The organism is Pseudomonas sp. P9_31, assembly GCF_034008235.1.
Classification (GTDB): Bacteria; Pseudomonadota; Gammaproteobacteria; order Pseudomonadales; family Pseudomonadaceae; genus Aquipseudomonas.
The window spans coordinates 238833-255618 of record NZ_CP125375.1 but is presented as its reverse complement, the minus strand read 5'-3'; the positions used below and the strand labels follow the sequence as shown (position 1 = coordinate 255618).

At 59.8% G+C, this 16786-nt stretch carries 17 protein-coding genes; 5 read left to right on the top strand and 12 right to left on the bottom strand.

What is annotated here, in order from left to right; genetic code table 11:
• Window positions 1–37: 37 nt before the first annotated feature.
• The 6 genes from QMK51_RS01090 to dadA all read right to left on the bottom strand — a co-directional run bounded on the left by QMK51_RS01090 (window position 38) and on the right by dadA (window position 6171).
• On the bottom strand, window positions 38–1960 hold the full coding sequence (locus tag QMK51_RS01090; RefSeq protein WP_320392914.1) for an acetyl-CoA hydrolase/transferase C-terminal domain-containing protein: 1923 nt from the start codon (window positions 1958–1960) through the stop codon (window positions 38–40).
• A gap of 133 nt (window positions 1961–2093) precedes the next feature.
• Complete coding sequence (locus QMK51_RS01085) at window positions 2094–2510, bottom strand: c-type cytochrome (protein WP_258698494.1); 417 nt, start codon at window positions 2508–2510, stop codon at window positions 2094–2096.
• Between the two features lie 182 nt (window positions 2511–2692).
• Window positions 2693–3241, bottom strand: coding sequence for a cupin domain-containing protein (locus tag QMK51_RS01080; protein ID WP_223490423.1), 549 nt, complete (start codon window positions 3239–3241; stop codon window positions 2693–2695).
• A 128-nt stretch (window positions 3242–3369) separates the two neighbouring features.
• The gene (alr, locus tag QMK51_RS01075) at window positions 3370–4443 is read right to left on the bottom strand and encodes an alanine racemase (RefSeq protein WP_320392913.1); all 1074 of its coding nucleotides are present in this window, start codon (window positions 4441–4443) and stop codon (window positions 3370–3372) included.
• 98 nt (window positions 4444–4541) lie between these two features.
• A complete protein-coding gene (locus QMK51_RS01070) occupies window positions 4542–4895 on the bottom strand; it encodes a RidA family protein (protein ID WP_123357430.1) in 354 nt (117 codons plus the stop codon).
• Complete coding sequence (gene dadA / locus QMK51_RS01065) at window positions 4867–6171, bottom strand: D-amino acid dehydrogenase (protein ID WP_320392912.1); 1305 nt, start codon at window positions 6169–6171, stop codon at window positions 4867–4869. Before dadA ends, QMK51_RS01070 begins: the two co-directional genes overlap by 29 nt.
• Window positions 6172–6327: 156 nt before the next feature.
• On the opposite strand from dadA, the gene QMK51_RS01060 reads away from it, so the two are divergent.
• Window positions 6328–6816: an Lrp/AsnC ligand binding domain-containing protein gene (locus tag QMK51_RS01060; protein ID WP_123403812.1), complete on the top strand. Its 489-nt coding sequence runs from the start codon at window positions 6328–6330 to the stop codon at window positions 6814–6816.
• Between the two features lie 139 nt (window positions 6817–6955).
• On the opposite strand, the gene QMK51_RS01055 is transcribed toward QMK51_RS01060, so the two are convergent.
• The gene (locus QMK51_RS01055; RefSeq protein WP_320392911.1) at window positions 6956–7309 is read right to left on the bottom strand and encodes a YkgJ family cysteine cluster protein; all 354 of its coding nucleotides are present in this window, start codon (window positions 7307–7309) and stop codon (window positions 6956–6958) included.
• A gap of 147 nt (window positions 7310–7456) precedes the next feature.
• Between QMK51_RS01055 and QMK51_RS01050 the strand changes: the two genes are divergently transcribed.
• On the top strand, window positions 7457–8770 hold the full coding sequence (locus tag QMK51_RS01050) for an FAD-binding oxidoreductase (protein ID WP_320392910.1): 1314 nt from the start codon (window positions 7457–7459) through the stop codon (window positions 8768–8770).
• Window positions 8771–8897: 127 nt separating this feature from the next.
• Here QMK51_RS01050 and QMK51_RS01045 read toward each other — a convergent pair whose 3' ends face one another.
• The gene (locus QMK51_RS01045; RefSeq protein WP_258698488.1) at window positions 8898–9143 is read right to left on the bottom strand and encodes a DUF1127 domain-containing protein; all 246 of its coding nucleotides are present in this window, start codon (window positions 9141–9143) and stop codon (window positions 8898–8900) included.
• 180 nt (window positions 9144–9323) lie between these two features.
• On the opposite strand from QMK51_RS01045, the gene QMK51_RS01040 reads away from it, so the two are divergent.
• On the top strand, window positions 9324–10745 hold the full coding sequence (locus QMK51_RS01040; RefSeq protein WP_258698487.1) for a PLP-dependent aminotransferase family protein: 1422 nt from the start codon (window positions 9324–9326) through the stop codon (window positions 10743–10745).
• A 58-nt stretch (window positions 10746–10803) separates the two neighbouring features.
• Complete coding sequence (locus QMK51_RS01035) at window positions 10804–12369, top strand: phospholipase D family protein (RefSeq protein ID WP_320392909.1); 1566 nt, start codon at window positions 10804–10806, stop codon at window positions 12367–12369.
• 29 nt (window positions 12370–12398) lie between these two features.
• On the opposite strand, the gene QMK51_RS01030 is transcribed toward QMK51_RS01035, so the two are convergent.
• Both QMK51_RS01030 and QMK51_RS01025 read right to left on the bottom strand, forming a co-directional pair.
• Window positions 12399–13544 (bottom strand): MFS transporter, encoded by a 1146-nt coding sequence (locus QMK51_RS01030; RefSeq protein WP_258698485.1) that lies wholly within the window; start codon window positions 13542–13544, stop codon window positions 12399–12401.
• Between the two features lie 180 nt (window positions 13545–13724).
• Window positions 13725–15218, bottom strand: coding sequence for an aldehyde dehydrogenase (locus QMK51_RS01025; RefSeq protein ID WP_320392908.1), 1494 nt, complete (start codon window positions 15216–15218; stop codon window positions 13725–13727).
• 229 nt (window positions 15219–15447) lie between these two features.
• On the opposite strand from QMK51_RS01025, the gene QMK51_RS01020 reads away from it, so the two are divergent.
• Complete coding sequence (locus QMK51_RS01020) at window positions 15448–15810, top strand: cupin domain-containing protein (RefSeq protein ID WP_258698483.1); 363 nt, start codon at window positions 15448–15450, stop codon at window positions 15808–15810.
• A gap of 189 nt (window positions 15811–15999) precedes the next feature.
• Here QMK51_RS01020 and rpmG read toward each other — a convergent pair whose 3' ends face one another.
• Together rpmG and rpmB are read right to left on the bottom strand one after the other, a co-directional pair.
• A complete protein-coding gene (rpmG, locus tag QMK51_RS01015; protein ID WP_007894709.1) occupies window positions 16000–16155 on the bottom strand; it encodes a 50S ribosomal protein L33 in 156 nt (51 codons plus the stop codon).
• Window positions 16156–16166: 11 nt separating this feature from the next.
• A complete protein-coding gene (gene rpmB / locus QMK51_RS01010) occupies window positions 16167–16400 on the bottom strand; it encodes a 50S ribosomal protein L28 (RefSeq protein WP_007894701.1) in 234 nt (77 codons plus the stop codon).
• Between the last annotated feature and the right edge of the window lie 386 nt (window positions 16401–16786).

The following is a 16786-nucleotide window of genomic DNA, read 5'->3' as shown; positions in this document are numbered from 1 at the left end:
GAGCAGGCTCGCTCCCACAGTTGATTTCGGCTGGCAGTTACTGCACGGTGGCCTTCAGGCCAGTGAGCAGTAGCCGCTGAAACAAGTCCTCTTTCAATCCCTCGGGGTGGGTCAGCTGCATCCGCTCCAGATGCACGGGAAATTCCGAAGGCTCTGGTGCATCCAGCGCAGCCTTGCCCAGCTCCAGAATTTCCGGGAGCTTGAACTTGCTCTTCAACCAGTTCAGCGCCCGCAATAAGTCCCGCTCCTCAGCTGTGAAATCGCAGCCCAGTGGATACTCCGGAAACAAATTCGAATGCCGTGCCTGGATGGCCTGCAAACGCTGTGGGCTGTTGTCGGCGAAACGCGGATCGAGGCGGAAATGCTTCGGCAATTTGCCAATGTTTTGCGCCTGCTCGATCAGCCCCAACTGGAAACGTGAGTCGCTGATATTCAGCAATGCCTCGATCACCGCCGCGTCGGCCTTGCCCCGCAGGTCGGCAATGCCGTACTCGGTGACGACGATGTCCCGCAGGTGTCGCGGGATCGTGCAGTGGCCGTATTCCCAGACGATGTTCGAACTGACTTCACCGCCCGACTCGCGCCAACTGCGCAGGAGCAGGATCGAACGCGCGCCTTCCAGCGCATGGCCCTGGGCTACAAAGTTGTACTGCCCGCCGACACCGCTCAGCACTCGCCCGTCTTCAAGCTGATCGGCCACGCCGGCACCGAGCAGGGTCATGGTGAAGACGGTGTTGATGAAGCGCGCATCGAGGCGCTGCAAGCGTTTGAGTTCTTCCTGACCGTAGAGCTCGTTGATGTAGCTGATGCGGGTCATGTTGAATTCAAGCAGCTTACTGTGCGGTAGCTCGCGCAGGCGCTCGTAATAACTGCGCGGCCCGAGAAAAAACCCGCCATGCACCGAGATGCCGTCAGTCTGTGCGGCCTCGTCCAGCGTCCCGTCATTCGCCTGCTGCTGGGTCGGCACGTCCGGGAAAACCTTGCGCCGCACGATCCCGGCATCCGCCAACACCAGCAAGCCGTTGACGAACATTTCGCTGCAACCATAAAGGCCCTTGGCGAACGGTTCGATGCCCCCTTCGCGCTCAATCAGTTGCGCCCACTGGCTGAGATTCAGGTCCGTCAGCAGCGCCTTGTAACCGTCACTGTCAGCCTGCCGCGCCAGCAACGCCGCCGTCAGGGCATCGCCCATGGCACCGATGCCAATCTGCAAGGTGCCGCCATCGCGCACCAACGTGCTGGCGTGCAGCCCAATGAAATGGTCCTGAAAACCCACCGGCATGTTCGGTGTGGAGAACAGCGTGGTGTTGTCCTTCGCGTCGATCAGCAGGTCGAAGGTGTCGATGCCGATTTCCGCATCGCCGGGCATGTACGGCAAATCGTTGTGCACCTGGCCCACCATCAGGATCGTCTCCCCCGCCGCCCGGCGTTTGGCGATCATCGGCAACAGGTCGAGGGTGATGTCCGGGTTGCAGCTCAGGCTCAGACGATCGGGATGCTCGACATGGCTGGCCACCAGTTGCGCCACCAGGTTCAAACCGGCGGCGTTGATATCCCGTGCGGCGTGGCTGTAATTGCTGCTGACGTAATCCTGCTGGGCCGCTGCGCTGTTAAGCAGGCTGCCCGGCTGCATGAAAAATTGATGAACGTGGATGTTGCCCGGCAGGCTGTCGCGATGCAGATCAGCGAGGAAATCCAGCTCCGGGTAATCGCCGAACACCCGCTCGATGAAGGGTTCGAGGAAGCGCTTTTGCAAGCCATCGCCCAGTGGCGGGCGTCCGAGGCACAGGGCGGTGTAGACCGTCAGCTGCCGCTCGGGCAGTTGCGCGACGCGTTGATACAGCGCGTTGACAAAGTGGTTGGGTTTGCCCAGCCCCAGTGGCAGGCCCATGTGGATGTGCGCCGGCAACCGCGCCAGGACGTCATCGACCGCCTGCTCGATAGAACACAACTGCACCATCTGCTCCTCCCGCCCGTTCCATGAATTGGGGTTGGATCGAGCTTGCCGGGTCTTTGCGGCAATGAACAGTGTCGCAGAGCAAATCGCGGGCACAAAAAAGCCGCTCGAAAGCGGCTTTTCGTTGAAGACGTGCTTATTTCAGGCCAGACATCTTCTGGATGGCGCCTTCAAGGTCTTTCAGTTCGCAGTCACTGCATGTGCCTTTTGGCGGCATCGCATTGAGCCCGCTCAATGCTACCTTCGCCAAGCCAGCAGCGGTGCCGCCTTCTTTATCGGCGCGTTTTTTCCAGTCTGCGGCATCACCGATTTTGGGTGCGCCCAACAGGCCGGTGCCATGACAAGCATTGCAGTGTTTGGCAATGATTTCGTCGGGAGTTTTCGCTGCACCGCCACCAACCGAAGCAGCGACTTCCATCCCCTTGCACTCTTTACCCTGCACACAAACCTGGCCAACGGGCTCAAGACGTTTAGCAATATCGTCGTTGGTCGCTGCTTGTGCGCTGACTGCCCATAGGGCCAATACGGTTGCTGGTACGGCCAGCATTTTCATAATTAGGTTCACGCGTACACCCTCAATGGTGGCTAGTCACGCCTACGGCCACGGTTCGCAGGCGGGCGCAAGTATAGCGGTAAGCCCGTCACACTGAAACAACCCCAAAGTCGGAGGGGTCTTGTCGTGGGACGGATACACAGCATGGGCGTCTCCGCAATCCGGGCAGGACGCCTCTTCTCTTAGAAATTCGCTGGCGTGGCTGCGCTGATTAGTCGCGCCGGGGCATCGAACGGGTTACGGAAGCGGTGCGGCTTGGTACTTTCAAAGTAGTAGCTATCGCCGGCTTCGAGCACAAATGTTTCGAGACCGACCACCAGTTCCAGCCGACCTTCCACCAGAATCCCGGTTTCTTCGCCCTCATGGGTGAGCATCTCTTCACCGGTGTCGGCGCCTGGCGGGTAGATTTCGTTGAGGAACGCAATAGCCCGGCTCGGGTGAGCCCGGCCGACGAGTTTCATGGTCACTGCACCATCGGAAATATCGATCAGTTCGTTGGCTTTGTAGACGATCTGAGTCGGTTTTTCCTCCAGGATTTCTTCGGAAAAGAACTCGACCATGGACATGGGAATCCCGCCCAGTACCTTCCTCAGTGAACTGATCGAGGGGCTGACGCTGTTCTTCTCGATCATCGAAATGGTGCTGTTGGTGACGCCCGCACGTTTGGCGAGCTCACGCTGGGAAAGACCTTTGAGCTTACGGATCGATTGCAGTCGTTCACCGACGTCCAATGCTTGCGCCTCCAGGGATTCAGGTTGCAGGAATAATGAGCGTTATCATGGCGACAGCGTTCAGTATTTACAACACTTGGGCCGGAATCCTGTTTGGCGAAACGACTTTCGGTCGGGAACGCTATTGTTCAGCCCCCGGAATAGAGCAGCGGCACCCGACGCAGGTTGCAGAAGATCTGGTAAGGAATCGTGCCTGCGGCCGTCGCGACGTCACTGGCGAGGATATTTTTGCCCCACAACTCGACGGGCGAACCGAGGCCGGCTTGCGGCACGTCGGTCAGGTCGACACAGAGCATGTCCATCGATACCCGGCCCAGTAACTGACTACGCTGCCCGGCCACCAGCACCGGCGTGCCGGTCGGTGCCTGACGTGGATAGCCGTCGGCATAACCCATCGCCACCACGCCCACGCGCATCGGTTTGGGGGTGACGAATTTCGCGCCGTAACCAATCGGCTCGCCGGCCGGCAGTTCACGCACGCAAATCACTTTCGATTCCAGGGTCATCACCGGTTGCAGGCGGGACGCCACGGCATTGGCCTCTTCGAAAGGCGTCGCACCGTAGAGCATGATGCCCGGGCGCACCCAATCACTTGGAATCTGTGGCCAACCGAGCACCGCCGGCGAGTTACGCAAACTGATTTCGGCGGACAAACCCTGACGCGCCGCCTCGAACACCGCGACCTGCTCGGCGCTGGTCTGGCAGTGCAGCTCATCGGCGCGAGCGAAGTGGCTCATCAGCACGATCTTCGCCACTTTGCCGCTGGCCAGCAGCCGTTGATAGGCCGCCTGGTAATCCGCCGGGTGCAGGCCAACGCGATGCATGCCCGAGTCGAGCTTGAGCCAGACCGTGATCGGTTTGCTCAGCGCGGCTTTTTCGATGGCTTCGAGCTGCCACAGCGAATGCACCACGCACCAGAAGTCATGTTCGACGATCAGCGACAGTTCTTCGGCTTCAAAAAAACCTTCCAGCAACAATACCGGCGCTCGAATGCCGGCGGCGCGCAGTTCCAGAGCCTCTTCAATGCATGCCACGGCGAACCCGTCCGCCTCGGCTTCCAGCGCCTGGGCGCAGCGCACCGCGCCATGGCCATAGGCATCGGCCTTGATCACGGCGAGGGCCTTGGCCCCCGTGACTTCACGGGCGATCCGGTAGTTGTGACGCAGGGCTTGAAGGTCGATCAGGGCACGGGCAGGACGCATGGCGGCAGACTTCTAGTCGGTCATTTGAAAAAAAACCGGCGCTGGCTGACAGCGTGAACCGCCAACAGCGCCGGGAGAGGGATCTTTCTGGCTTGGCGTTATGGCAGCGCGGCAACAACCGACAGCTCGACCAGGATTTGCGGTTCGCACAGCTTCGATTCGACCGTCGCGCGGGCCGGTGCAACGCCTTTTGGCAGCCACTGGTCCCACACCGCGTTCATGCCTTCGAAGTGCGCGTCTATGTCTTTCAGGTAAATCGTCACCGACAGCAGACGGTTCTTGTCGGTTCCGGCCAGATCCAGCAAACGCTCGATGTTGGCGAGGGTTTCACGGGTCTGCTGTTCAATCCCGGCGCTCATGTCATCGCCGACCTGCCCTGCCAGATACACGGTACTGTTGTGGACAACGATCTGGCTCATACGCTCATTGGTGAGCTGGCGCTGGATTGACATGTTTTGCAGACTCCTGAAGTTTGTTGCCATAACGGGAAATATCGAGGCCTTCGGCGCTGATCTGCGGCGTCCTTTTCGCCATCAGGTCGGCCAGCAAACGACCGGAACCACAGGCCATGGTCCAGCCGAGCGTGCCATGCCCCGTGTTCAAGAACAGGTTCTTGAACGGCGTAGCGCCGACAATCGGCGTGCCGTCCGGAGTGGTCGGACGCAGGCCGGTCCAGAAACTCGCCTGGGCCAGATCGCCGCCCTGAGGATAAAGGTCGTTGACGATCATCTCCAGGGTTTCACGCCGGCGCGGGTTCAACGACAGGTCAAAACCGGCGATTTCCGCCATGCCGCCGACGCGGATGCGGTTGTCGAAACGGGTGATCGCGACCTTGTAGGTTTCGTCGAGAATGGTCGACGTCGGAGCCATCGCCGGGTTGATGATTGGCACGGTCAACGAGTAACCCTTGAGCGGATACACCGGAGCCCTGATGCCCAGCGGCTTGAGCAGTTGCGGCGAGTAGCTGCCCAGCGCCAGCACGTAACGGTCGGCGGTTTCCAGCTTGCCGTCGATCCAGACGCCGTTGATGCGATCACCGGCGAAATCGAGGCGCTGAATGTCCTGGCCGAAACGGAATTCCACACCCAGTTTCGTGGCCATCTCGGCCAGGCGGGTGGTGAAGATCTGGCAGTCGCCAGTCTGGTCGTTCGGCAGGCGCAAGGCACCGGCGAGGATGTCGGTGACACTGGCCAGGGCCGGTTCGACCCGGGCAATGCCGGCACGGTCGAGCAGTTCGAACGGTACGCCGGATTCTTTCAGCACGGCGATGTCTTTGGCGGCGCCATCGAGCTGTGCCTGGGTGCGGAACAGCTGAGTAGTACCGAGGCTGCGGCCTTCGTAAGCAATGCCGGTTTCGGCACGCAATTCGTCGAGGCAGTCACGGCTGTACTCGGAGAGACGCACCATGCGCTCCTTGTTCACCGCATAACGGCTGGCGGTGCAGTTGCGCAGCATCTGCGCCATCCACAGGTATTGGTCGATGTCGGCGGTGGCCTTGATCGCCAGTGGTGCGTGACGCTGCAACAGCCACTTGATGGCTTTGAGCGGCACGCCCGGCGCGGCCCAAGGCGAGGCATAACCCGGCGAAACCTGCCCGGCGTTGGCGAAACTGGTTTCCATGGCCGCTGCTGGCTGACGGTCCACGACCACCACTTCAAAGCCGGCCCGTGCCAGATAATAGGCACTGGCGGTACCGATGACGCCGCTACCCAAGACCAGAACGCGCATTTTCATATCCCTCATCGCGGCTTACCGCTGACGTGTATTGTGCAGACCGAAGATGTGGGCAGTTTAAAAAAGATTAGCCAGTGCTTTTCACTATATAAGTGCTTATATTTGGCGACAATTCTCGGCAAAAACCCTTTTCACGGAGGCGCATCCCCTATGCGAACCAACACTCAGACCAAACGTGAGCTGGACAAGATCGACCGCAACATCCTGCGGATCCTGCAAGCGGACGGGCGCATCTCGTTCACCGAACTGGGGGAAAAGGTCGGCCTCTCCACCACACCCTGCACTGAACGGGTACGGCGACTGGAGCGCGAAGGGATCATCATGAGCTACAACGCCCGCCTGAACCCGCAACACCTCAAGGGTAGCCTGCTGGTGTTCGTCGAGATCAGCCTCGACTACAAATCCGGCGATACTTTCGAAGAGTTCCGACGCGCGGTGCTGAAACTGCCCCACGTTTTGGAATGCCATTTGGTGTCAGGGGACTTCGACTATCTGGTGAAAGCGCGGATCTCCGAGATGGCTTCGTACCGCAAACTGCTGGGCGACATTCTGCTCAAGCTGCCGCATGTGCGGGAATCCAAGAGCTATATCGTGATGGAAGAAGTGAAAGAGAGCTTGAGTCTGCCGATCCCGGATTGAAGGTTCAGCCACAAGGGAAGGGTTGTCTGAGCGACCGCTATCGCGAGCAGGCTCGCTCCCACAGGTACAGCGGTGTTCTTGTGGGAGCGAGCCTGCTCGCGATTGAAGCAACTCGGTCCCCGCTGAAGTAACGCTGTTTTTAAACCAACACCTGCCGGGTGCTGGCCATGTACTCATGAATCTGCTTCTCGACCCGAGGATGAATCAGCTCCACCGGCCGCCGCCCGTTGGGGCATGGCAACGTATTGGTGGTACCGAACAGCCGACAGATCAGCGGTCGCTCGTCATACACCGTGCAGCCGTTGGGTCCCAGGTGGACGCAATTGAGCTCGTCCATCGCTGCATCCTGCTCGGCCCGGGTTTTGCGCGGCAGGCGGGACATTTCTTCGGGCGAGGTGGTCACCGGGCCACAGCAGTCATGACAGCCGGGCACGCACTCGAACGTGGGGATCTGCTGGCGCAGCGTACGAATTTTCTGACTGTTGCAACTCATCGAAGCCGTGACCGAATGCGGAATAGACCGGGATTCTGACGTAAAAACTCCGATCCAGACAGCGCCAACCGACCAATGTTGCCCGCGTCCGAAGGGGCGGCTTATGCTCCGTCAACTTTTTCAAACACACGCCTCTGGATGACGCACATGAACGCCTCCGTTCAGCAACCTGCCCCGAGCCACCGGCACGCGGCCTCTTATTACGCCGCCAGCAGCCTGCCGCAACCCGATCTTCCGGTGCTCACAGGTGAGTGGGTCGCGGACGTGTGTGTAGTGGGCGGTGGGTTTTCGGGGCTGAACACCGCGCTCGAACTGGCCGAACGTGGTTTCAACGTGGTGCTGCTGGAAGCGCACAAGATCGGTTGGGGCGCCAGCGGACGCAATGGCGGGCAATTGATTCGCGGCGTCGGCCATGGCCTCGATCAGTTCGCCAACGTGATTGGCGTCGAGGGTGTGCGCCAGATGAAATTGATGGGGCTGGAGGCGGTGGAAATCGTCCGACAGCGGATCGAGCAGTTTCAGATCCCTTGCGACCTGACCTGGGGCTACTGCGACCTCGCCAACAAAGCTCGTGACCTGGAAGGCTTCGCCGAAGACGCCATCGAGCTGCGCAGCCTCGGTTACCGTTACGAAACCCGTCTGCTGCAAGCCAACGAAATGCACAGTGTGGTGGGTTCCGACCGCTACGTCGGCGGCTTGATCGACATGGGCTCCGGGCATCTGCACCCACTGAACCTGGCACTGGGCGAAGCCGCCGCCGCCCGGCAATTGGGCGCGAAGCTGTTCGAACAGTCGGCGGTGACCCGTATCGATTACGGCCCCGAGGTCAAGGTCCATACCGCCCAGGGCACGGTTCGCGCCAAGACGCTGGTGCTGGGCTGCAACGCCTACCTCAACGATCTCAACCAGCTGCTCAGCGGCAAGGTGCTGCCGGCCGGCAGTTACATCATTGCCACCGAACCCTTGAGCGAAAGACAGGCCCACGCACTGCTTCCGCAGAACATGGCGGTCTGCGATCAACGGGTGGCGCTGGATTACTACCGACTCTCGGCGGACCGACGTTTGCTGTTCGGCGGCGCCTGCCATTATTCAGGACGCGACCCGAAGGACATCGCCGCGTACATGCGGCCGAAGATGCTGGAGGTGTTCCCGCAACTGGCCGGGGTGAAGATCGACTATCAATGGGGCGGGATGATCGGCATCGGCGCCAATCGCCTGCCACAGATCGGTCGGCTCAAGGAGCAGCCGAATGTGTATTACGCCCAGGCCTATTCCGGTCATGGTGTAAACGCCACACACCTGGCGGGCAAGTTGTTGGCTGAAGCCATCAGCGGCCAACAGAGCGGTGGGTTTGACCTGTTTGCCAAAGTGCCGCACATCACCTTCCCGGGCGGCCAGCATTTGCGTTCGCCGTTGCTGGCGTTGGGGATGCTTTGGCATCGCCTTAAAGAGTGGGCCTGACGGATTTTCGGTGCCCGTGCCGACGCCTTCGCGAGCAAGCCCCACATTTGACCGCGTTCTATCCAACAACCCGGTTTAGTGTGGGAGCGGGCTTGCTCGCGAATCGATTTAATGAGCGCAGCAATGCTCAGATCCGCCAAAAGGGTTTAAGCCCCTCCTCCCGCGCCTGCTCCAGACTCAATCCGACATCCTTGAGTTGCGCCGGTGTCAGCTCCAGCAATGCCTTGCGCGTGTGCAGACGATGCCAGAACAGACCCCAGCGACCCAGGAAGGACGGTGCGTTGCGCATGACTGCCTCGCGTGCGCCGTTCTTTTGCCCTGCCGCCAGTTCCTGACTGTGTAACGTCAGCCGCACATCGCTCAAGCCGTTCATTTTTCGTCGCTCCTGTTTACTTGGGTAGCCAGAGCTTTCATGATGCGCGGACGGATAAAAGCATTACAGATTCAAAGAGCCTGTATTAATTCCATACAGTTTTTCCGTTTCGGCCTCTGAATCACTTATTTTTGCCAAATCTGTACTGGTTAACCGAGTCCCCCATACCGAGACTGAGCTATGACCCTATACGTCAACCTTGCCGAGTTGCTCGGCACACGTATCGAACAGGGCTTTTATCGCCCCGGCGACCGGCTACCGTCGGTGCGGGCGCTGAGTGTCGAACACGGGGTCAGCCTGAGCACGGTGCAGCAGGCCTATCGCGTGCTGGAAGACGTGGGCCTGGCGATGCCCAAACCCAAATCCGGCTACTTCGTGCCCGTGGGCCGCGAGCTACCGGAGCTGCCAGTGGTTGGTCGCCCCGCCCAACGCCCGGTGGATATTTCGCAATGGGATCAGGTGCTGGAACTGATCCGCGCGGTGCCACGCAAGGATGTCGTGCAACTGGGCCGTGGCATGCCGGACATCACCACGCCGACCATGAAGCCTCTGCTGCGCAACCTGGCGCGAATCAGCCGTCGACAGGACATGCCCGGCCTGTATTACGACAACATCTGCGGCACCCTCGAACTGCGCGAACAGATCGCTCGCCTGCTGCTCGATTCCGGTTGCCAGTTGAGCGCCAACGATCTGGTGATCACCACCGGTTGCCACGAAGCGCTGTCCACCAGCATCCGCGCTATCTGCGAGCCGGGGGATATCGTGGCCGTGGACTCACCGAGCTTTCACGGCGCCATGCAGACGCTCAAGGGCCTGGGCATGAAAGCCCTGGAAATCCCCACCGACCCGCTCACCGGCATCAGCCTCGATGCTTTGGAACTGGCGTTGGAGCAATGGCCGATCAAAGTCATACAGTTGACCCCCAACTGCAATAACCCGTTGGGCTACATCATGCCGGAGTCGCGCAAACGTGCGTTGTTGACGCTGGCACAGCGCTTCGACGTGGCGATTATCGAGGACGATGTGTATGGCGAACTGGCCTACACCTACCCACGCCCGCGCACGATCAAATCCTTCGACGAAGACGGCCGCGTCCTGCTGTGCAGTTCATTTTCCAAGACCCTGGCACCAGGCCTGCGCATTGGTTGGGTCGCACCGGGCCGTTATCTGGAACGAGTGCTGCACATGAAATACATCAGCACCGGCTCCACTGCGCCGCAACCGCAAATTGCGATTGCCGAGTTTCTCAAGGCAGGGCTTTTCGAACCGCATTTGCGGCGGATGCGTACGCAATACCAGCGCAATCGCGACTTGATGATCGATTGGGTCACCCGCTATTTCCCCACAGGCACCCGCGCCAGTCGTCCGCAAGGCAGCTTCATGCTGTGGGTCGAACTGCCAGAGGGTTTCGACACCCTGAAACTCAATCGTGCGCTGCATGATCAAGGCGTACAGATTGCCGTCGGCAGTATCTTTTCCGCCTCGGGCAAATACCGCAATTGCCTGCGTATGAACTACGCTGCCAAGCCCACACCGCAAATCGAAGAAGCCGTGCGCAAGGTCGGCGCCGCGGCGATCAAGCTGCTGGCGGAGACCGACTGACCTTTCTTCGGGAACCAGCGTCCATATACTAACAACGGCCGCCACCGGAACATTACCCGTGAGAATCAGACAGCCCCTGCTTGCTCTTCTGTTCCTCGCCTCGTTCCTGGGTGGCTGCGCGACGGCCCACATCCCTCGCGAACCAAGTCAGGCCCTGCCGGCGGCTACTTCTGCGTTCGGCCGTTCGATCCAGGCCCAGGCCGCTCCCCACCAGGGCCAATCGGGCTTTCGCTTGCTCTCCGACAGCACCGAGGCCTTCACCGCTCGCGCCGAGCTGATTCGCAACGCCCAAAGCAGCCTCGATTTGCAGTACTACATCGTCCATGACGGCATCAGCACACGGATACTGGTAAGCGAGTTGCTCAAAGCCGTCGACCGTGGCGTGCGGGTGCGGATTTTGCTCGACGACACCGCCAGCGATGGCCTGGACCGGATCATCGCAACCCTTGCCGCGCATCCACAGATTCAGATCCGCGTGTTCAACCCGCTGCACCTGGGTCGCAGCACCGGCGTCACGCGAGCCATGGGCCGATTGTTCAACGTGTCGCTGCAACACCGACGCATGCACAACAAACTGTGGTTGGCGGACAACAGCGCGGCGATCGTTGGCGGGCGTAACCTGGGGGACGAGTATTTCGATGCCGAGCCCAAGCTGAATTTCACCGACATCGACATGCTCAGCGTCGGCCCGGTTGCAGAACAGCTGGGACACAGCTTCGATCAGTACTGGAACAGCGCCCTGAGCAAGCCGATCGAACAGTTTCTCTCGAGCAAGCCGACAACCAGGGACCTGAAAAATACCCGGACCCGACTGGACGAGTCCCTGGAGGAAACGCGCAAACAGAATCACGCGCTCTATCAACAGTTGATGACCTACGCCACTCACCCGCGCCTGGACGTCTGGCGTCGGGAGCTGATCTGGGCCTGGAACCAGGCGCTGTGGGACGCACCGAGCAAGGTGCTGTCCAACGGCGAGCCTGATCCGCACTTGCTGCTGAGCACCCAGTTGGCGCCCGAACTCAATGGAGTCAGCAAAGAGCTGATCATGATCTCGGCCTACTTCGTACCTGGCCCACCGGGGCTGGTGTACCTGACCGGGCGCGCCGATGCCGGGGTGTCGGTAAGCATGCTGACCAACTCACTGGAAGCCACCGACGTACCGGCGGTGCATGGCGGGTACGCGCCGTATCGCAAGACGATGCTGGAGCATGGCGTGCAGTTATTCGAATTGCGCGGCCAGCCCGGTGAAGGCGGCAGTGCGCCGCATCTCTTTCACAGCAAGTCTTATCGCGGTTCCGGTTCCAGCCTGCACAGCAAGGCGATCATCTTCGACCGGCAGAAAGCCTTCATCGGCTCATTCAATTTCGACCCGCGCTCGGTGCTGTGGAACACCGAAGTCGGGGTGCTGGTGGACAGCCCGGAACTCGCCGGGCGTGTGCGCGAACTGGCACTGGAGGGTATGGCGCCTGCCCTCAGTTATCAGGCACGGCTGGAAAAAGGTCAGATGGTCTGGGTCACCGAAGATGACGGCAAACAGCACACATTGACCGAGGAGCCGGGGAGTTGGTGGCGACACTTCAATTCGTGGCTCAGCAGTACGGTCGGCCTGGAGAAGATGCTCTAGACCCTGTGGCGAGGGGGCTTGTGCAGCGCTCAGGCCGGTTCGGCAACCGTGCCAAACGCCCCTTGCCGCGACACCAGAATCACCAACCCCAACGCACCCGCCGCCATCAGCAACGGCAAGGCATGCCCGCTGATCCACTGGCTCCCGGCACCAGCCGCCAACGGCCCGATCAGGCAACCAACCCCCCATAGCTGTGCGATATGGGCATTGGCCCGCACCAAGGCATCGTCGCGGTAACGCTCGCCGATCAGAATCAGCGACAAGGTGAACAAACCGCCGGCACTGGCACCGAACAACACCCAGAGTGGCCAGATCAACAGCGTATCGATCAACAACGGAATCGCCAGACTCGACAGCAGCAAGAGCATCGCGCAGCCGGTGAACAATGCACGCCTCGACAAGCGATCAGCCAGTGCGCCAATCGGCAATTGCAGCAAGGCATCACCCACCACCACGGTGCTGACCATCGCCAGGGCGATTTCCGTGGTGAACCCCTGACGCAGGCAATAGACCGGCAACAAGGTCAGGATCATCGCTTCGAACGCGGCGAACAGCGACACCGCCCAGGCAATTGCCGGCAGGCCACGGCAGAAATTCAGCAGGTCGCTCAAGGTCACGCCGCAGGCTTCGCTGGTGGGTGCGCCGCTGCGGCCCAGCAGCAGGAGCGGTGAAGTCATCAGCAAACCGACGCCGACCCAGAAGCCATAATCGTGCTCGGTGCCCAACGCACCCAACAATAACGGCCCGGCCAGCTGGCTCAGCGCATAGCTACTGCCATACAGCGCCACCAGTCGCCCGCGCCATTGTTCCACTACCAGCTGATTGATCCAGCTTTCGCCGAGGATGAAGACAAGGGTCAGGATCACCCCGATCATCAACCGCAGCACCAGCCAGATCGGGTAGCTCGGCCACAGCGCCAGCAAGCCGATGGATACCGCCCCGGCCCACAGGCACAGGCGCATCAGATTGGCCGTGCCGAGACGGGCCGCGAGGTGGCTGGAGATCTTCGCCCCCAGCAATACGCCAATGGCCGGCATCGCCGCCATCACACCAATGGCAAACGAGCCATAACCCCAGCCTTCCAGGCGCAGCGATACCAACGGCATGCTGACACCCAGGGCCAGGCCGACACTCAAGACAGACGCCAAGACGGCGAAATAAGTCGCCCAACGCATGTTCCACGCTCCTGTGGATATTTTATGTGCAGCGCAAAACACTGTGGGAGCGAGCCTGCTCGCGATGACGGAGCAACATTCAACATAGACGTCGACTGTCATACCGCTATCGCGAGCAGGCTCGCCCCCACAAGGGATCTATGTTGCAGCGGGCCCCGATGAACCGGGGCCCGCGACCTATTACAACTTGATCCAGGTCGCCTTCAGCTCGGTGTACTTGTCGAACGCGTGCAGCGACTTGTCACGACCGTTGCCAGACTGTTTGAAACCACCGAACGGCGCGGTCATGTCGCCACCATCGTACTGGTTGACCCACACGCTACCGGCGCGCAAGGCCTTGGCGGTGAGGTGGGCCTTAGAGATGTCCGTGGTCCATACCGCAGCCGCGAGGCCGTAAGGGGTGTCGTTGGCAATCGCAATGGCTTCTTCGGCGGTATCGAAGGTAATCACCGACAACACGGGGCCAAAGATCTCCTCCTGGGCAATTTTCATCGCGTTGCTGACACCGTCGAAAATCGTCGGCTCGACGTAGGTGCCACCGGTTTCCTGAAGAATGCGCTTGCCGCCAGCCACCAGTTTGGCGCCATCGGTGTGACCGGACTCGATGTAGGACAGCACGGTGTTCATCTGTTGGGTATCCACCAGTGCTCCGACATTGGTCGCCGGATCCAGCGGATTGCCCGGTTTCCAGGCCTTGAGGGCTTCGATCACCAGCGGCAGGAATGTGTCCTTGATCGAACGCTCGACCAGCAGGCGCGAACCGGCGGTGCAGACCTCGCCCTGGTTGAAGGCGATGGCACTGGCAGCCGATTCGGCGGCGGCTTGCAGGTCTGGCGCATCGGCGAACACGATGTTTGGGCTCTTGCCGCCGGCTTCGAGCCAGACACGCTTCATGTTCGATTCGCCGGAGTAGATCAGCAGTTGCTTGGCGATCTTGGTCGAGCCGGTGAACACCAGGGTGTCGACGTCGTTGTGCAGGGCCAGGGCCTTGCCAACGGTGTGACCATATCCCGGCAACACGTTCAGCACACCTTTCGGAATACCAGCCTCAACCGCCAATGCAGCGATGCGAATGGCCGTCAGCGGCGATTTTTCGGAAGGTTTGAGGATCACCGAGTTACCGGTGGACAGCGCCGGGCCGAGTTTCCAGCAGGCCATCATCAACGGGAAGTTCCACGGCACGATCGCGCCGACCACGCCGACCGGCTCGCGAGTCACCAGACCCAACTGATCGTGCGGGGTGGCGGCGACTTCGTCGTAGATCTTGTCGATGGCTTCACCGCTCCAGCTCAGGGCTTGCGCCGCGCCGGGAACGTCGATGTACAGGGAATCGCTGATCGGCTTGCCCATGTCCAGGGTTTCGAGCAGGGCCAATTCTTCGGCGTGCTGTTTCAGCAGGCCGGCAAAACGAATCATGGTGGCTTTGCGTTTGGTCGGTGCCAGACGCGACCAGACGCCGGAATTGAAAGTGGCGCGGGCGTTTTCCACGGCACGCTGGGCGTCGGCGGCGTCACAGCTGGCAATCTTGCCCAGCAGACGGCCATCGACGGGGCTGATGCACTCGAACATCTCGCCGGAGACTGCATCGGTGTATTCGCCATTGATGTAGGCGCGGCCTTCGATCTTCAGATCGCGAGCCCGCTGCTCCCAATCGGCACGAGTCAGGGTGGTCATACGAGTGTCCTCCTCTTATTGAATACGAGCGCCCCGCGGTCTTCGCGGGCGCTGTCAGGAATTCTGCCCGGCCAGCCTGCTTTTCGGCTCAAGGCAACCGTTACCCTAAACCAGCGGCAGGTGAAGTTTCAATATATTTGACAAAAGGCCGGTAAACGGCCTTACGATGTTCATTTTAATAAACATAGACTTTCAATTTTCCAGGCCGCAATCACGGGGGAATACCCGCATGAGCATTCAGGATATCGTCGATTTCAGCCAAGCCACCACCCAGCCCGATCGCTATCGGCCAGACCCGGCAAAAATCCTCAAGGGCGATCCCGAGCAAGCGGTGTACAACCACTACAACAGCCCGTGCGGCCAGATGAGTGCAGGTGTTTGGGAAGGCGAAGTCGGCCAATGGCGGGTGAACTACACCGAACACGAGTACTGCGAAATCGTGCAGGGGGTTTCAGTACTGCGCGACAACGACGGCAACGCCAAGACCCTGCGCGTGGGCGATCGCTTCGTGATTCCGGCCGGTTTCAGGGGCACTTGGGAGGTGCTGGAGCCGTGCCGCAAGATTTATGTGGTGTTTGAACAGAAGGTCTGAAGATTTGTGCTGTTTGGGCCGGCCTCATCGCGGGCAAGCCACGCTCCCACAGGGATCTGTGTCGATCACAATACCTGTGGGAGCGGGCTTGCCCGCGATGGGGCCCTGACAGACAACACAAAATCCACAGGCAACAAAAAAGGCCCGTATCTCGCGATACGGGCCTTTTTCGTAAGAGGGAAAAATCAATTACTTGATTTTGCCTTCTTTGTAGATCACGTGCTTACGAACAACCGGATCAAATTTCTTGATCTCGATTTTGTCCGGAGTAGTGCGCTTGTTCTTGTCGGTAGTGTAGAAGTGACCAGTACCGGCGCTCGAAATCAAACGAATCAATTCACGCATGATTAGCTCCCTTAGATCTTGCCAGCTTTGCGAATTTCGGCCAGCACGACAGTGATGCCACGCTTGTCGATGATACGCATGCCTTTGGCAGATACGCGCAGACGCACGAAACGTTTCTCTTCTTCAACCCAGAAGCGGTGATGCTGCAGGTTCGGCAGGAAACGACGACGGGTTTTGTTGTTTGCGTGGGAAATGTTATTCCCAGTCACCGGACCCTTACCGGTAACTTGACATACTCTCGACATGCCTCAGCCCTCTAAAACCACATGCCCAACCCGGCATGGGTTGGCCGCTTAATCTCTCAGTCATTTGGCGCCAGGCGCCGCGTTTCTTTAGAGGTCTTACCGGCTACACCTACAAGTGAAGGAACCGGGCCCCTAGAAAAGAGCGCTGCTTTATACCAGAAAGACCAGAGAGCAACAACAACCGGTGTGCATTGAGTTGATAAAAACCCTGTTTTTCTGGCGCCGAACGCCTTGGACAAAGGCTGTGCCCGATAACGACCGCTCGTCGCAGAGAATCGGCCAACGGGCCCATTCCGGGTTTTTCTTAACCGTCACTCACCGAAAACAATCACCCATACTCCCCTCAAAATGAAAAAGGGGATAGTCATTTGCAAAAGAGCCCACTA

Excerpts from the sequence above, each read along its gene's own strand:
- QMK51_RS01090 (WP_320392914.1), bottom strand. The coding sequence starts at position 1,960 with ATGGTGCAGTTGTGTTCTATCGAGCAGGCGGTCGATGACGTCCTGGCG.
- QMK51_RS01085 (WP_258698494.1), bottom strand. The coding sequence starts at position 2,510 with ATGAAAATGCTGGCCGTACCAGCAACCGTATTGGCCCTATGGGCAGTC.
- alr (WP_320392913.1), bottom strand. The coding sequence starts at position 4,443 with ATGCGTCCTGCCCGTGCCCTGATCGACCTTCAAGCCCTGCGTCACAAC.
- QMK51_RS01070 (WP_123357430.1), bottom strand. The coding sequence starts at position 4,895 with ATGTCAATCCAGCGCCAGCTCACCAATGAGCGTATGAGCCAGATCGTT.
- dadA (WP_320392912.1), bottom strand. The coding sequence starts at position 6,171 with ATGCGCGTTCTGGTCTTGGGTAGCGGCGTCATCGGTACCGCCAGTGCC.
- QMK51_RS01060 (WP_123403812.1), top strand. The coding sequence starts at position 6,328 with ATGCGAACCAACACTCAGACCAAACGTGAGCTGGACAAGATCGACCGC.
- QMK51_RS01055 (WP_320392911.1), bottom strand. The coding sequence starts at position 7,309 with ATGAGTTGCAACAGTCAGAAAATTCGTACGCTGCGCCAGCAGATCCCC.
- QMK51_RS01050 (WP_320392910.1), top strand. The coding sequence starts at position 7,457 with ATGAACGCCTCCGTTCAGCAACCTGCCCCGAGCCACCGGCACGCGGCC.
- QMK51_RS01045 (WP_258698488.1), bottom strand. The coding sequence starts at position 9,143 with ATGAACGGCTTGAGCGATGTGCGGCTGACGTTACACAGTCAGGAACTG.
- QMK51_RS01040 (WP_258698487.1), top strand. The coding sequence starts at position 9,324 with ATGACCCTATACGTCAACCTTGCCGAGTTGCTCGGCACACGTATCGAA.
- QMK51_RS01030 (WP_258698485.1), bottom strand. The coding sequence starts at position 13,544 with ATGCGTTGGGCGACTTATTTCGCCGTCTTGGCGTCTGTCTTGAGTGTC.
- QMK51_RS01025 (WP_320392908.1), bottom strand. The coding sequence starts at position 15,218 with ATGACCACCCTGACTCGTGCCGATTGGGAGCAGCGGGCTCGCGATCTG.
- QMK51_RS01020 (WP_258698483.1), top strand. The coding sequence starts at position 15,448 with ATGAGCATTCAGGATATCGTCGATTTCAGCCAAGCCACCACCCAGCCC.
- rpmG (WP_007894709.1), bottom strand. The coding sequence starts at position 16,155 with ATGCGTGAATTGATTCGTTTGATTTCGAGCGCCGGTACTGGTCACTTC.
- rpmB (WP_007894701.1), bottom strand. The coding sequence starts at position 16,400 with ATGTCGAGAGTATGTCAAGTTACCGGTAAGGGTCCGGTGACTGGGAAT.